Source organism: Priestia sp. 3CA3 (assembly GCF_056836725.1).
In genome coordinates, this window is sequence record NZ_JBXENJ010000017.1 from 1 (window position 1) to 15378 (window position 15378).

At 37.4% G+C, this 15378-nt stretch carries 15 protein-coding genes and 3 tRNA genes; 7 read left to right on the plus strand and 11 right to left on the minus strand.

Annotation, left to right across the window (positions count from 1 at the left end; all coding sequences use genetic code 11):
* Window positions 1–19 precede the first annotated feature (19 nt).
* The 5 genes from AC1VNJ_RS24800 to AC1VNJ_RS24820 all read right to left on the minus strand — a co-directional run bounded on the left by AC1VNJ_RS24800 (window position 20) and on the right by AC1VNJ_RS24820 (window position 3801).
* Window positions 20–358, minus strand: a complete 339-nt coding sequence (locus AC1VNJ_RS24800) for a BCCT family transporter (protein WP_482641496.1) — start codon at window positions 356–358, stop codon at window positions 20–22.
* On the minus strand, window positions 324–2459 hold the full coding sequence (locus tag AC1VNJ_RS24805) for a sensor histidine kinase (RefSeq protein WP_482641497.1): 2136 nt from the start codon (window positions 2457–2459) through the stop codon (window positions 324–326). The genes AC1VNJ_RS24800 and AC1VNJ_RS24805 overlap by 35 nt, the downstream gene beginning before the upstream one ends.
* Before the next feature lie 210 nt (window positions 2460–2669).
* Window positions 2670–2792, minus strand: coding sequence for a YjcZ family sporulation protein (locus AC1VNJ_RS24810; RefSeq protein WP_013056948.1), 123 nt, complete (start codon window positions 2790–2792; stop codon window positions 2670–2672).
* A 189-nt stretch (window positions 2793–2981) separates the two neighbouring features.
* A complete protein-coding gene (locus AC1VNJ_RS24815) occupies window positions 2982–3494 on the minus strand; it encodes a GNAT family N-acetyltransferase (RefSeq protein ID WP_482641498.1) in 513 nt (170 codons plus the stop codon).
* Window positions 3495–3576: 82 nt separating this feature from the next.
* Window positions 3577–3801, minus strand: a complete 225-nt coding sequence (locus AC1VNJ_RS24820) for a YczF family membrane protein (protein ID WP_028413440.1) — start codon at window positions 3799–3801, stop codon at window positions 3577–3579.
* 146 nt (window positions 3802–3947) lie between these two features.
* Here AC1VNJ_RS24820 and AC1VNJ_RS24825 point away from each other — a divergent pair, with 146 nt between their 5' ends.
* The 3 genes from AC1VNJ_RS24825 to AC1VNJ_RS24835 are packed head-to-tail and all read left to right on the plus strand — an operon-like array spanning window position 3948 to window position 7904.
* Complete coding sequence (locus AC1VNJ_RS24825) at window positions 3948–5570, plus strand: spore germination protein (RefSeq protein ID WP_482641499.1); 1623 nt, start codon at window positions 3948–3950, stop codon at window positions 5568–5570.
* On the plus strand, window positions 5560–6783 hold the full coding sequence (locus tag AC1VNJ_RS24830) for a Ger(x)C family spore germination protein (protein WP_328141474.1): 1224 nt from the start codon (window positions 5560–5562) through the stop codon (window positions 6781–6783). The genes AC1VNJ_RS24825 and AC1VNJ_RS24830 overlap by 11 nt, the downstream gene beginning before the upstream one ends.
* A gap of 20 nt (window positions 6784–6803) precedes the next feature.
* On the plus strand, window positions 6804–7904 hold the full coding sequence (locus AC1VNJ_RS24835) for a GerAB/ArcD/ProY family transporter (protein WP_482641500.1): 1101 nt from the start codon (window positions 6804–6806) through the stop codon (window positions 7902–7904).
* Between the two features lie 198 nt (window positions 7905–8102).
* Here the strand turns inward: AC1VNJ_RS24835 and AC1VNJ_RS24840 are convergent, their stop codons facing one another.
* The 6 genes from AC1VNJ_RS24840 to AC1VNJ_RS24865 all read right to left on the minus strand — a co-directional run bounded on the left by AC1VNJ_RS24840 (window position 8103) and on the right by AC1VNJ_RS24865 (window position 12262).
* The gene (locus tag AC1VNJ_RS24840) at window positions 8103–9503 is read right to left on the minus strand and encodes a Na+/H+ antiporter NhaC family protein (protein ID WP_049164418.1); all 1401 of its coding nucleotides are present in this window, start codon (window positions 9501–9503) and stop codon (window positions 8103–8105) included.
* A gap of 215 nt (window positions 9504–9718) precedes the next feature.
* Window positions 9719–9790 (minus strand) — tRNA-Gly (locus AC1VNJ_RS24845).
* Between the two features lie 20 nt (window positions 9791–9810).
* A tRNA-Leu gene (locus AC1VNJ_RS24850) sits at window positions 9811–9892 on the minus strand.
* Between the two features lie 26 nt (window positions 9893–9918).
* Window positions 9919–9992, minus strand: a tRNA-Trp gene (locus AC1VNJ_RS24855).
* A gap of 239 nt (window positions 9993–10231) precedes the next feature.
* Window positions 10232–11626 (minus strand): phospholipase D-like domain-containing protein, encoded by a 1395-nt coding sequence (locus tag AC1VNJ_RS24860; protein WP_482641515.1) that lies wholly within the window; start codon window positions 11624–11626, stop codon window positions 10232–10234.
* Between the two features lie 366 nt (window positions 11627–11992).
* The gene (locus AC1VNJ_RS24865; protein ID WP_014460213.1) at window positions 11993–12262 is read right to left on the minus strand and encodes a hypothetical protein; all 270 of its coding nucleotides are present in this window, start codon (window positions 12260–12262) and stop codon (window positions 11993–11995) included.
* Window positions 12263–12558: 296 nt separating this feature from the next.
* On the opposite strand from AC1VNJ_RS24865, the gene AC1VNJ_RS24870 reads away from it, so the two are divergent.
* The 4 genes from AC1VNJ_RS24870 (at window position 12559) to AC1VNJ_RS24885 (ending at window position 15371) form a co-directional block, all read left to right on the plus strand.
* Window positions 12559–12744, plus strand: a complete 186-nt coding sequence (locus AC1VNJ_RS24870; protein WP_482641501.1) for a hypothetical protein — start codon at window positions 12559–12561, stop codon at window positions 12742–12744.
* A gap of 22 nt (window positions 12745–12766) precedes the next feature.
* Window positions 12767–13888 carry a GerAB/ArcD/ProY family transporter gene (locus AC1VNJ_RS24875; RefSeq protein ID WP_235918753.1) on the plus strand — a complete coding sequence of 374 codons (1122 nt, stop codon included), beginning with the start codon at window positions 12767–12769 and terminating at the stop codon, window positions 13886–13888.
* Window positions 13889–13984: 96 nt separating this feature from the next.
* Window positions 13985–14218 carry a hypothetical protein gene (locus AC1VNJ_RS24880; protein ID WP_482641502.1) on the plus strand — a complete coding sequence of 78 codons (234 nt, stop codon included), beginning with the start codon at window positions 13985–13987 and terminating at the stop codon, window positions 14216–14218.
* A gap of 25 nt (window positions 14219–14243) precedes the next feature.
* Window positions 14244–15371: a GerAB/ArcD/ProY family transporter gene (locus AC1VNJ_RS24885; RefSeq protein WP_482641503.1), complete on the plus strand. Its 1128-nt coding sequence runs from the start codon at window positions 14244–14246 to the stop codon at window positions 15369–15371.
* Window positions 15372–15378 lie beyond the last annotated feature (7 nt).

The window sequence follows — 15378 nt, forward strand, 5'->3', positions numbered from 1 at the left end:
AAGTTCTCCTTGCTTTTATTTATACGGCTTTTGTTTCATCCGCTTCTTTAATCGCAGCATTTTTATCTACCTTTGTAGTTCGATCGTATTTGGCTGGATTTTGAGCAATTTTGACTAATGCAATAAGAACACCTATACCTAAAAACAGTGCAGGAACTCCTCCTAGATTGGCTAACATTTTAATTCCGTCTAGTTTTGCAAAACTAATCATCACCCAACCTACCAAACTTACGGTGACACCCCATACTACTTTAATCATAATGCCCGGAGACGGACTTTGAGGAGAAATCCCCGATGAACTGATTCCGCCCATCGCTTCCATGTTAGAATCCGCGGCTGTGACGAATGAAATAAACACGATAAACAAATAAAACGGAATAACAAATTTTGCCTTCTATACTTTCAATAAATAATTCTCCTCCATGTTCTTTTACAATATCTCTTGCAATCGTTAACCCTAGTCCTGAACCTGTTTCTTTCGTTGAGTAAAAGGGATTAAACAGCCACTCTAAGTCCTGCTTGTTAATGCCTGAACCCGTATCTTCTATACGAACAACCACATATTCTTCGTTCATATTCATCGTTTGAATGGAAGCGATAATATACCCGCCCTCATCCATTGCTTCCATTGCGTTTAAGACAATATTTAAAAACACTTGAATCAATTGATCATAGACCCCTGCAATCAAACATTTTTCCTCAAAGTCTTTTACAATGCTAATGTTTGCTTCATTACACTTTAAACGCAGTAAATGAAACACTTCTTCTAACACTTGTACAAGTGACACTTCCTTCTTTTCCTTTTGACTCATGTTTGCAAAATTAAGAAAATTATTTGTAATCTCTTTGAGACGGTTTACAACGATGAATACATCCGCAGCAAGCTCTTTTACTTCTTCTGAGCAGGCGCTTTCTTCCGCTTCATCTAGCAAAAGTTCAGCTGATCCTGATAAAATGGCTAGAGGATTCTTTATTTCGTGGGCAATTCCTGCCGTAATTTGCCCAATAGACGCCAGCTTATCACTTTGCTGCAGTCTTAGCTGTAACTGCTTTATTTCGGTAATATCTTGCATGACCGCGATAATCCCCATCACTTCACTTGTGTCGGTATAAAAAGTAGAGGTCGTAACTTTAACAATTCTTTTTCTGCCGTCTGAATCGAGAATATAGCTTTCTACCTCTTCCATGTCTTTTCCCGATGCCAATGTGTGAAGCAAAATAAAATCTACGCTTTCCGATTTTATTGGTAAATCTTCTAAGTTAACACCAATCATGTCCTGACGCTGAAAAGCAACCATTCTTTCAAACTGCTGATTCACGTATGTAATTTTACTCCTCGGGTCAATTGTAATAATTCCATAAGGAATTCCTTCTAATACATCGTGAAGGTATCTCTCACTTTGCTCAAGCATTTTTTGTTTTTCATAATTGCTATTTCCCATTTCAATAATTGTACGTGTCAATATACTCAGCTCATCATCCCTTGCCGGCGCTTCTTTATTTAATGGCACGAACGTTTGAGAATTCCGGTACGTTTTTGCATAGCTTGTAAGCTTTACGATTGGCTGTAAAATATTTTTGATGCCTAACCATATAAAAAATAAAGCAAGCAGCAATATACTAATAAAACTAACACGCAGTAAAAGAGATAATTTATGTAAAGGAGAAAAGGCTACGTTAGTCGGTACACCATAAACCAAGTTCCAGCCTTCTTGGTTCGTTTGATAAGCTGCTAAACTCTCTTGTCCATTATGATTTATTTGAGTATAGCCAGAAACGTTTGGTATTTTGTCTACTGAAAACTTCTTGTTAAGCTGCTTATCGCTTGTAGATGCGATGACATTTCCTTTGCGATCTGCTAAAAAACCGAAGTGTCCTCGTGACAGGCTGACGCTTTTTAACACCTCTGATAAATAATCCCGGCTTAGTTCTGCAACAATAATTCCTTTAAATTCTTTATCCTTAGTAAGAACGGGTACAGAAATGGTTACTACTTTTTGATGACGATAATTTTGAATAAGATCCGATAAAGCGTACGTATGTGTCCAATACACCTGGGTAAAATTAGGGTGATGATAAATTAAATTGTTTTGACTTGAAGCAAAAGGCGTTTCAAACTTTACGCGTTTTTGTTCATTGATATAGTAAATGGAATGAATAACTGAACTTTGTGAATTTGCTTGTTTAGCTCGGTTATACATTCTATTTATGTTAAGATCTGACTCTAGCCCCTCTCCTGCAATAAGCTGCAGCTGCGAAGCCACATGCTCAATTTCTGAATTCAGCCTTTTAGCTATAATATCTTTACTTGCAATGTTTTGAACCTTTACATCTTCTTTAATAATTTTGCTTGCATAACCTGTAATGATGTAATAAATGATGATGCCCGGTACAATTAAAATAACCGTAAATAAAAGAAGATATTTAGTTGTAATACTTTTCGAAATAGGAAAGTTCACCTTATGCCCTCTCTTTTTTGTTTGCTTCTTCATAAATGTAAGCGTTATTATCTTTATTAAAAGTATAGCAGATATGAATCGTAATAGGGTTTTTAATTGTTCAACCGTTCATCATAGCTGCTAGTGAGCATGTAATTCCCTTAAAAGCTAACGGACGTTTTAAACACAAAAAAGCCTAAAGAAATTTCTTTAGGCTATTCAGTGATATAATTAGCAGCCGTAGCCGCCACCATAACCACCGCTATAACAACTACATCCGATGATTACTAATAGAATAAATAATACAACTAATAAAGCGAAACCAGAACCAAATCCACATCCAGCATTAGACATACAAGCACTCCCTTTCAACGTAATTTTCTGTTGCTAAAACAAAGAAGGTTCAAACATGGGGTGTTTCTCATGGATAGGTTATTGTATGTCTGCCTAGACGTTTTGGTTTGCTGTCCTGCTCATTTTTTAAAAAATTGGGCTTGTTTTCGTCTTTACAACTCGGAAAATGTAATTCCGTAAGAGTAAAGCTCATTTCCACTCTTCCTTTAAAATCGCGTAATAATATTCATCCCACCATCCTTTTTCAGTTGGAATACATTTTTTGAAATACCCTTCTCTTCTCATCCCGATCTTCTCCATAACACGATAAGAAGACATATTCTCAGGTTGACAAGTAGCAATAACCCGATGCAGTTTCATGGTATTAAAGCCATAGTCCACGATTGCTTTTGCCGCTTCTGACGCATATCCTTTCTGATGATAGAGGTAATTAAATACCCAGCCAATTTCATAAGTATGGTCCCCAAAATAGGTAAAAAAGACGATATGACCAATTAAGATTTTTTCGTTTTTTAATACAACTAGAAAATTTTTAACGTTTTCTTTCGTATTTTCATTTACAAATTTCTTCGCATCATCCTTACTAAAAACGCCTTCTGGTATGTACTTCATGACATTAGCATCAGATGTATATGTGTAGACATCTTGCCAATCTTCATATTTAAATTTGCGTATTAGTAGTCTGCTAGTCTCAATGTTCATGTGGTTCTCCCCTATCTCAAAGCTATCTTTCTATACGCTTGTTTCGATAGTGAAGAGATAAAAACCTCTTTGCACCAAGTTACTAGTGCTTTTGTTGACGCTTCTTTAAAACAAGGTAAAGTGACTCTGCGAAAAAGAAAAACAAAAGAGAAAAAAGGACAAATAATTCGGCCACTTCCATTACACGAAACGGGCTTAAAGCATTGTATAGTGCCTGCAGTACGTTCGCTCCTTGAAAAAGATCAATTCCTACAGAAAGAGCAATCACAGATCCGAATAGCAGCAGGCTAACTCCAATAATTTTCATTCCTTTCACTCCTTACCTAATCGTTACTTACCTCATAGGGTCGTCATTTTCATTTACCGTCATGCAAAAGATATTTTGTTAAAAATTACATAACTATACGGTTTTTGGTCAAATTAACAAAAACTATAGTAAGGGTGCTTTCATTTATGCCTTCGTTTTTTAAAAATCAAAAATCTAAAAATAAGCTTGAACCTCAGGCAGATCAAACAAACAGCGAACAAACAGCTTCTTCTCTTAAGAATCTGCTGTCTGAGAACCTTACCCTCATTAAAGAGAAAACTGGAAACAGCTCAGATATTGTGATTCGTCATTTTAAAATAGGCAGCAATAACAGCTTAGCTGCTGCTATCGTCTATATAGAAGGAATTGTAGATAATCAGGCTATTCAAGATTACTTACTGCAGTCTCTGATGAAAGATAATCAAAAAAATGACCTGAACGATCAAAATGCATTAGAGTTAATCTCCGAAGACATCGTCACAATCGGCAACGTATCGTTTGCAGATAACTGGAATGATTTACTGTCTTCTTTGATGTCAGGAGACAGCCTTCTTATTGTCGATGGCATAAACCGCGTACTCAGCGTGAGTACACAAGGCGGTGAAAAGCGTGCCATTGCAGAATCTACTACAGAAATGGTAGTGCGGGGACCAAAAGGCGCCTTTACTGAGTCTATTGGCACAAACTTAGCTATGGTGCGCCGAATTATTAAAACACCTGACTTATGGCTAGAGTCGATGAAGATTGGCCGGGTAACTAAAACGGATGTCACTGTTATGTATATTCATGGCATCGCAAACGATAAAGTTGTAAAAGAAATTCGAAAGCGATTAAAAAACATTGATATTGATAGTATTTTGGAATCAGGTTATGTTGAGCAGCTGATTGAAGATCAAACAATCACTCCTTTTCCCACTATTTATAACACAGAAAGACCCGACGTGGTGGCAGGTAACCTTTTGGAAGGAAGAATTGCTATTTTTGTGGACGGAACTCCTTTTGTCCTTATTGCTCCAGCGTTGTTCATTCAATTTTTCCAATCGGCTGAAGATTACTACGCACGCTTTGATATTGCCACGTCCATTCGTCTTTTGCGGGTGTTTATGTTTATGATTTCACTTATCGCGCCTGCTACGTATGTAGCGGTTACAACATTTCATCAAGAGATGGTACCTACAACGCTTATTGTAGCTCTTGCAGCACAGCGAGAATCTGTTCCATTTCCCGCGTTCGTGGAAGCTTTTTTTATGGAAGTCACCTTTGAAATTTTGCGTGAAGCAGGGATTCGTTTACCAAAAGCTATCGGCTCAGCTGTATCGATCGTTGGAGCTCTTGTTATTGGGCAAGCAGCAGTTCAAGCGGGAATCGTTTCACCAGCTATGGTTATTATCGTATCCATTACAGCCATTGCTAGCTTTGCCACACCGTCTTTCGATATGGCTATTTCAGCGCGTTTAATTCGTTTTTTATTTATACTAGGAGCGGCTACATTCGGTTTCTATGGCATTATCCTTATTCTTTTAATGGGGGTTGGACATCTGTGCAGCTTACGTTCATTTGGTGTTCCTTACATGACCCCATTGGCACCCTTTATTCCTGCAAGCAATGAAGATACATTGCTGCGGTTACCTTGGTGGACGATGAGAAGAAGACCTAAATTAATTAGTGATAACAAAGTTCGTCAAAGCAAACATCAAAAGCCTGAGCCTCCTTCTTCAAGAGGTATGATTAACCAGGAACTTGAAAAAGGTGATCAAAATGAAACGTAAAAGTTTATTTTTACTGCTAATGACCATAATGATGGTATTGCTTACTAGCTGCTGGAGTAAAAAAGAGTTAACGGATCTTGCATTTGTATCAGCAATGGGCATTGATAAAACGAAAGACGGGCGGTATGAGCTTACCTTTCAAATTATTAACCCGGGAAACGTAGCTGGGTTACAAGGGGGCGGCGGTACCCAAAGTCCGCCTGTTACGATCTATTCTGCTTCCGGTGATAATTTAGTTGAAGCAAGCAGACGCGCTTCGGCTAGAATTTCCCGAAGACTTTATTATGCCCATACCAACTTAGTCGTGATCGGAGAAAAGCTAGCGCGTGAAGAAGGAATTAACATTCTTATTGATTCTATTGATCGCGATCCTGAGTTTAGAATTACGACTTCCTTAGTAATCGCAAACCAGTCAAGTGCTGCTGATTTGGTAAAAGCACTAACGCCTGTCGATAAAATTCCAGCAAACAAAATTATGAAAACGCTGGAGTTCACTCAAAGAAAATGGGGAGAAAATCTAAAGGTTTCCTTTCAAGAAGTGATGAGATCTCTCGAATCACCCGGAGGAGAAGCATTGGTCTCGGGTTTTCGTTTAGTTGGAAATCCTCAACAAGCAGAAAAATTAGATAACCTCCAGCAAAGCGCACCAGAAGCTACCCTTCGTGCTTCTGGCATTGCTGTTTTTAAAAATGGAAAGTTAATCGACTGGTTGTACAATAGTCCAGCCAGAGGCAGCGTTTGGATTCTTGATAAAATACAAGGAACCGATATTAATGTAGACTGGAAAGGAAAAAAAGAAGCGCTTGCCTATCAAACAGTTCGTCAAAAAACGGATGTATCTGTAAAAATGGTAAAAGGAAAACCTTACGTGTCCGTTCACACTCGCGTAGAAGGCGATCTTGGAGAAGTGGAGGTCCCTGTTGATACACGTCAACCTGCTGTAATCAAAAAAATGGAAAAAGCTGCAGGTAAAGAAATAAAAAAAGAATTACAAACAGCTATTAAACAAGCTCAGACAGACAAAGTTGACATCTTTGGGTTTGGAGAAGCACTGGAACGCACGCGCCCCAATCAGTGGGAAAAATTCAAATCAGAATGGGATGACGTTTATTTCCCAAAATTAGATGTAGACGTTACAGTAGAAGCTTACATTCGCCGAACGGGTCTGCGCAATAAATCGTTTCTCTCTAGCGTAAAAGAAAAACAACAATGAGGTAAGGAGGTTCTGGCTATATGGAAAAAGCAAGAATCAGCGCCACTCAATTATTCATTCTCATGGTATTATTCGAACTGGGGAGCGCTTTATTAGTTCCTCTTGCAATGAGAGCGAAGCAAGATGCATGGCTAGCTATTTTAATTGGAATGCTGTGCAGCTTTTTTTTCTTCTTAGTCTATCATAAGCTCTATTCCTACTATCCGGACCTCCTCCCTACAGAATACATGCAGAAAATTTTAGGTAAGGCACTGGGAACACTTCTTGCATTCGTATATATTGTCTATTTTTTATACGATGCATCACGAGTTCTAAGAGATTTCGGAGAAATGCTTCTTACTTTTGCTTATCCGGATACGCCTTTATTTATTGCCAATGCCTTATTGATGCTGGTCATTATCTATATAACCCGAAAAGGAATTGAAGCGATAGCCCGGTCGGGAGAGCTTCTGTTTATTTTTATGTATTTTCTAGCTATTGCAGGCTTCATCTTAATTATTAGCTCAGGATTAGTTGATTTTAAGAACTTGCAGCCGGTATTAAAAGAAGGAATACTTCCTGTTGCCAAAGTTGCTTTGACCGAAACGCTATATTTTCCTTTCACAGAAGCTATTGTATTTACTATGCTTCTTCCTTACTTAAGCAACCCAAAAAAAGCAAGTGTGACCATGCTATGTGCAACGGGATTAAGCGGAATTAATCTAATTATTACGATGATTATTAACATTAGCGTGCTTGGAGTTGATCTGACGACAAGATCACAGTTCCCTCTTCTTAGTACTGTCCAAACGATCCAAGTAGCTGATTTTTTAGAGCGTCTAGATGTATTTTTTATGTTCGCTATGGTGATTGGGATTTATTTCAAAGTTAGCATCTTGTTTTATGCTTCTATAATAGGTACAGCTACTTTATTTAAAATTAAATCTCCTTCACGTCTAGCGTATCCTTTAGGCATCATTGTGCTGTTTTTGTCGATTACAATCGCTAGTAATTTTCAAGAACACCTTTATGAAGGACTGCACGTAGCGAGATTTCTTTTGCATATGCCGCTATTTTCTATCTTACCCCTACTGCTTCTGATTATCGCCTTTTTGAAGAATAGGAAGAAGCAGCACAGATAGTGTATCTCTACTAAATAGAAAAAATGGCGTTAAAATTATTGAGGTGATGTGCGTGTATATATGGTTTTATGATCATTTTGTTAATACCATCTTATTTCCGCTTACTTGTATCATGCTAGTGTGCCTGTCATTAGGACTGTATGCATACTTTAAATTTAAAAAAATGAAAAATTGATACTAGACGGCTATTTTTCTCATTCAAAATAAGAAAGATACAACAAGATAGAAAGCAACTGTTATTCCCGCTGCAATTAAAGCTGGCTTTAATTTATATTTGGCATATTCAATAACAGATAAATCTAATATTTTGGCGATGGTATTCGTATCATCGCTTAAAGGTGAAGAAAACGCTCCAAAGGAACCGCTCGCAAACACCGCACCGATAATTAACGGCAAAGAAAGATCTGCAGAACTTGCAAGCGATACGCCAAGCGGCATTAAAATCCCCCACGTTCCCCAAGCAGATCCGATAAAGTAAGAAATAGCGGCTCCAAAGATAAACATGAACGGAGTGACAAACATTTGAGGAATCCACTTAGAATGTGCCGTCACGAAATTTGAAAAACCTAAGTCTTCTGTAACAGCGGATAATCCCCATACTACCGATAACAACAAAATAACGGACATCAAGTCATTGCCTCCTGTGATAAAACCATTAAGCAAATTCTGTAATGTAAAGCGCTGAAACAAGAAAAAAATGAGGGTAATTAACGTAGTCATAATTAAAGCTACTACCATCGCTTCTAACACGTCTGCTTTAATAAATGCTTCAAAAAAGCTGTGACTCTTACGATGTCCACTCCACCATGTTAAAAGTAAGGTAAGTGAAATCACAACAAGTAAAGGTACTAACAAATTCCAAGGCTTAGAAGGCAAATCCTTCGAGACGCAAGGATGACAATCATGCCAATCTTTTTCGTCTTCTTCCTCGAGCTTCATAGGAGCCGTAGACGTTGAATGATGAAAAAAGCTGAAATAAATCCCTACTAAAATAATCACAATCGAAAAGAAATTATAAGGAATGCTTTGAATAAACAAAGAATAAGCGTCTTGTTTTATGCCTTGATGATCAATTGCCATTTGAATGATTGAGACCATATATCCTACAAATGCCGTTGCCACGGGAATTAAGACGATAACAGGAGTAGCAGTTGTTTCAATAACAAACCCTAGCTCTGCTGTCGTCATTTTCACTTTTTTCAGCAGCGCTCTCATAATGGGCGCGATCGTCACAAAACGAAAGGTGGGAGCACTGAATGTTCCAATGGTTGAAACATAGGTTAAAATAAGAGCTTTTTTTCTTGTATCAATTCTTTCTGCAGCTGTTTCCACAAAACCTTTAACTCCTCCAGCCATCTTAATCATTCCGATAAGCCCTGAAAACGCGTATAAAAAGACAACGATTTCTATATTACTTTTATTTCTAAGAGCTTGTACAACGTAGTGAAGTAACTTTTCAACACCTCCGACAATCGAATGATCAATCAAATAAGCGCCTACTAATAAGCCTAAAAACAACCCTGGCAGCACTTGTTTGGTGAAAATAGCTATTGGAATAACAATTAAAAACGGTATAATTGAAAACCAACTAGATTCCATAGGACTCTCCCCTATCTTAAAAACCATATTAGACGTCTTCACGTATCGTTCATTAGCTTTTAATGTAACCCCAATAATATGTGTATATTCACGAAAACAATACGTATAAGCAGCACTGATTGAATAAACTATTTCTAATTAAAAACAGCATAGTAAAAATCTTTATTTCTACAACAAAAAAAGCAGTTTGCACATGCAAACTGCTTTTGAAAAGAAGCGGAAGACGAGGTTCGAACTCGCGACCCCCACCTTGGCAAGGTGGTGTTCTACCACTGAACTACTTCCGCGCAATATATATAAGTAAAGATGCGGGTGAAGGGACTTGAACCCCCACGTCATAAGACACTAGATCCTAAGTCTAGCGCGTCTGCCAATTCCGCCACACCCGCGTGTGAATTGAAAAATAACTCCAAAATGGCAGGGGCAGTAGGAATCGAACCCACACTGACGGTTTTGGAGACCGTAGTTCTACCTTTAAACTATGCCCCTAGAAATGATTTCTTCAAAAGAACCTCGTTTATTGACGACGCTATATTATAATAAAACATATATGGAATTTCGTCAATAGGTCTTTTTATGAATCATGACTAGTACTGGCGACTTCAAAAAAACTGTGAGGCATATCACAGCTTTTCACACTTCCCACCACCAGTTGCAGCACCTTTTATCCTCTACCATTTATTTTTATAAGCTTTCTGCAAAAGCACTTTTTTAGGAAAAGTGCAGAACTATACAAAATGTCTCCAAAATCGCGTGAAGACTGAAAGAATATGGAGGAGTGCAGATTTTACAGGAGGCACGTTTTTTTGAGAATCCGTATTAAAATCCACAGGTTCCCCCTCATTTCCCACAAGCGTACTGTGAGAAATTTTAGTTTCAATAGCCCCTGTTAGCTCTGCTGCAAATTCTTCACTATCTATCATAACCATAGATTCAGTATTTAAAAATACAGAACGTGAATCTAAGTTAAAAGAACCAACTGCGCTCAAACGCTGGTCGTAAACAACGGATTTCCCGTGAATGGAATAAGGCTGTTGATATTCATAAAGCTTTGAAGCCGCTTTTATGACCCGATTTTTTACTCCTAAGTATGCAGAAAAAGCCATAGCATTCGGAGTGGACGTAATAGAATTCGTTAAAATAATTCTTTGCACTTTAGATTTTACTGACTTATCTATATACTGTTCCATCTCTTTTGTTGGTACAATATAAGGACTTTGAACGACAATGGATTTTTCAGCTTGCTCGGAAAGCTTAATAAACGTTTTCCATATAAAAGGGCTTTTATTCATTCGTTGAATAGGATTTGTAATAAAAGAAACCTTTCTTGTAGGCATCGTTGATTCTCTCCATACAATATAGGGATGGACAAAGGGTTCGGTTGCTTTTTTGGCCTCTTCGTATTGATCTATTAACAATTTCTTTCCTGAAAGGCCACGAAATTGTTTAGTTTTCTTGAGCTTTGGAAAAGCTTTGCGCGTATACGGGTGGTTCCATAATTTCTCTACATACTTCTCCATTGAAAGAATGACACTATTACTTTCTTGCTTTGTATTATAAATCAGCACATCACGGTCATAGACAAAATTTTTATCCGGTTGACTGGCCAAGTATTTATCTCCAATATTTCGTCCTCCACTAATACCTAATTGGCCATCGACTACTATTATTTTATCGTGAAGACGGTTATGCCATGTCCAAGGTTTAAGAATAGTAAAGGGCTCATAGTACTTTAATTCAATATTATTGTGGAAAGCTAGAGCATAAAGAACATTTTTTCTCTTGCCTTTTAACCCATGAGAGATCCCGTCTAACAGCACTCGAATACGTATACCTCGGTCCGCAGCTTCGAATAAAGCACCCATAAGTAAATCCGACGAACGACCTTTGCCGATGGAAAAGTACGCAATATCGATTGTATGCCTCGCTTCTTGAATCATCTGCATCCGAACAAGCCCTGAAAAATAACCGTTTTCCAAAAGCATAATACGGTCTGTGGATTCTTTCTTTCCGTAAAAATTCTCAGTATTCATTACTTTTAAGTCTTTTCCCTTGTGCAAAGGGACATAAAACAGTACCACTGCAGTTACGAATACATATATGAAGTACAATACGACAATCATTATTAGTATATTTATTAGCATGTTTCCTGTCACAATCCCTTTGCATTCTTATCGTTCTGTTTTTATTAGGATTCTTACTTTTTTAACTTCTATACCTTTTAAAATAAGAATGGAATGATGGATTATTTGTTACACTACTGTTGATTTCCGTGCAAGCCTTCGCTTCCGCTCCTGCCGGGTCTCACCTATTCTGTTTTCCCTATAGGAGTCTTCGCCTTGCCCTCCAAACAACTGCTAGAAGCCATTATATACACGAAACCTACATTCACTCTGCCAATAAAAAAAGCAGAAGTTCATTATCTTCTGCTTTTGCAATTTATACCCTATTGTGAACCTGCTCTAAGTGTAAGTAAAACAGCGGCTCTTTTATTGATTAAGGTCGTTTTCCATATCTTTTATGTCTTGCTGAAACTCAGTTAAACGCTGACGCTGTGTTTCAGAAGCATTTTCAAGCGCATTCTCGATTTGCTGAGAGGCTTCGTTCACTTCACCTATCGCTTGCTTCGCTTCATGTCCATAGGATGCATCATTTTTAGCTTCATTTGCCTGTTCATATGCATCTACTGCTTCTTTATGCCCCTGCTGTGCTGCTTGAAACGATTGTTGTTTATCTTTGTTATATGGGAATTTTTTCATCATAGTGCTCCTTTCCATTTGTTCACTCTATAGTGTGGCATTTTTCCACTTATTCATACGACGTTTCAATAGGTTGAAGCTGCGTAAATATTCCGCATAACAACTTCCTTTATTATTTAAGAGCGTCCAATGATATCTTTTATCCCTTGAAATAATTTCTATATTTTACATAAATGTATAATCACTTTCTTTAGCGGACATCATACGAATAGCTTATTTGAACGTCAAAATATATTGGGGTTGACTGCATGCACTTGTTTCTTTCCTTTTTGATCATTTGTGCAGGGGTTATATGGATGGAAATAAAAAGATTACCTCAACACTCTCATAAAAAAGAACGGAAAATTTTTATTGTATTCATGACAATCAGTATCATGATCGCTCTTGCAAAAATCTTTCGGCTGCCTCTACCGAACCCTTCTGATTGGGTAGAAGCAATATTTCAGCCTTTAAGTCACTTATTATTCCGTTGGATCACTTAATTCGTGTATATGGCAAAAGGATGTGCTCATTTTGCTTAATGAAATCAATATTTCGGCTGCGCAATTTCGCAAGCTAGTAACTTTATATAGCATCGGAAGCACAATTATTGTTGTGCCTGCCGCTATTACGGCTGATGCTCATCAAGATGCCTGGATTGCAGCACTTTTCGGTGTAGCATCAGGAATTGGCTTAGTTTTGCTTTTTACCTCACTAGGAAAAATGTTTCCAACGCTTACGCTGATGGAAATGAACGAAAAAATTTTAGGTAAACTGTTTGGAAAGATTGTTTCTGCTGTTTTTGTATTATCCAATTTGTTTATCAGCAGTCAAGTTCTTTACTATGTAGGGAATTTTCTCACTACACAAATTCTTCCCTACACGCCGCTTACAGCCATCCACATTGCATTTATGGGTGTGGTTATCGTAGGAGTACGCCTAGGGATAGAAGTTATTGCACGAAGTGCCGAGATTTTATTCCCTTGGTTTGTCGGATTATTCGGACTTCTGATTTTGTCTATGATTCCGCAAATTAAAATAGAGCATATTCAGCCTGTGTTCGAAATACATCCAAAAGCTTTTATTCGGGCTGTTTTAACGTTTTTAAGCATGAGTTCTTTGACTTATACGATTCTGCTTATGATTTTTCCTTCCCATACACCAGACACAAAAAAGTCCACTCAATCTTTTTATATAGGTAATATAGCCGGTGGACTAGTGATGGTTACGTTAATCTTACTCGGAATTTTAGTGCTTGGTCCTTATTACTCCCAAATCACCATGTTTCCAAGCTATGAATTAGGAAGAAGAATTGATGTAGGAAACTTTCTTCAAGGAATTGAAGTGGTCATTGCTATTTTGTGGTTTATTACTCTCTTTTTTAAGCTTTGCATTTACTTTTACGCTACTCTTTTGGGGTTTGCCAATGTATTTCATATAAAGGACTACAAGCTATTTTCTTTTCCAGTCGCACTCATCATGATTACACTTTCCCTTATTGTGTATCCAAGCGTTTCTTATCAAAAAGATTGGGATACAAAAACGTGGATTCCCTACAGCTTACTTGTAGGCATCTTATATCCGCTTTTCCTTTTAATTGCAGGATTTATTCAAAACAAAAAGCAGCATTCTTCGAACAGCGACTAAAAAATCAAAAACCTTTAATAGAGAATGCACCTTCAGTATAAGTAGTTATTTTTCTGGAAAATATAACATTAATTATTCATGTATAGGAGCTAGTCTATGCTAGGGGTATTGGGGTTACTTATTGTTTGCACGCTCGTCATTTGGTCTGAAGTACCTAACTTACGGCAAAAAAAAGCGAAGAAAGAATTATGGCTATTCTACACAGTTCTTGCAATTGGAATGTCCGTAAGCATCTGTAAAGCACTGGATTTATATGTTCCAAATCCTTCTGATTTATCAGCTGCTATCTTCAGGCCAATCAGCATATTTTTACTTCATTTATTATCTTAATACGTAAGACGAGGAAGTGAATACCGTGAAATCTGTAGTTAAAATTTCAACGATTCAATTTCGCATGCTCGTTATGCTTTATACAATTGGAAGCACAATTGTTATTGCTCCAGCGGCTATGACTGTTGATTCTAAGCAAACCGCTTGGATTCCGGCTATCCTTGGAGTAGCATGCGGATTTGTATTAGTGAAAGTATATATAGCTCTCGGACTTTTATTTAAAGATAAAAATCTGGTAGAAATCAATGATGTAGTATTTGGAAAATATCTAGGAAAAGGTGTATCTTGTTTATTTGTCCTATCTACTGTCATAACGTGCAGCCGCATTGTATACTACGTCGGGAGTTTTTTAAATACCCATATTATGATGGAAACGCCGCTGCTTGCTATTCATATTATTTTTATGCTTGTGGTTGTGTTCGGGGCAAGACTCGGGCTAGAAACAATTGCACGCTGCTGTGAAATCTTTTTCCCGTGGTTTGTTGGCCTTCTCGGAATTTTTATTTTTTCACTAACTCCTCAAATGAAACTTGAAAATCTTATGCCTTTAATGGACATTCACTTAAAACCGCTGACTCATTCGGTTCTTATCTTTCTTAGCATTACTTATTTTACTTTTGCTCCTTTGATGATGATTTTCCCCCTTCATTTAAGAAAACCTGAAAAAGGAGCTAAAGCTTTAATGAGCGGCAGCCTGCTAGGTGGATTTATTATGGTAATTGTTATTTTTTCTTGTATAATCGTTATTGGTTCTTATCATTCTTCAACTACCATGTTTCCCGTATATGAAATGGCTAAGCGAATTGAGGTGGGAAATTTTTTGCAAGGAATCGAGGTAATTATTGCCATTATATGGTTTCTTACTCTTTTCTTTAAAGTTTCTCTTTATTTTCATGCTTCCATCGCTGGACTTTGTCATATTTTTAACATCAATGAAACTCGATTTCTAACGTTACCGATGGGATTAATTGTTACGACTTTTTCCATTATTGTGTACCCAACCATTACCTATCAAAAAACATGGTTAGCCGAAACGTGGATTCCCTATAGTTTTTTGATGGGAGCTTTATATCCTTTTATTCTTCTTATCATAGGATGGATTCGTTTTAAACCAGCTAAAATAAAAATAAAAAAGATAATAAAATCCACATAAAAAAAGC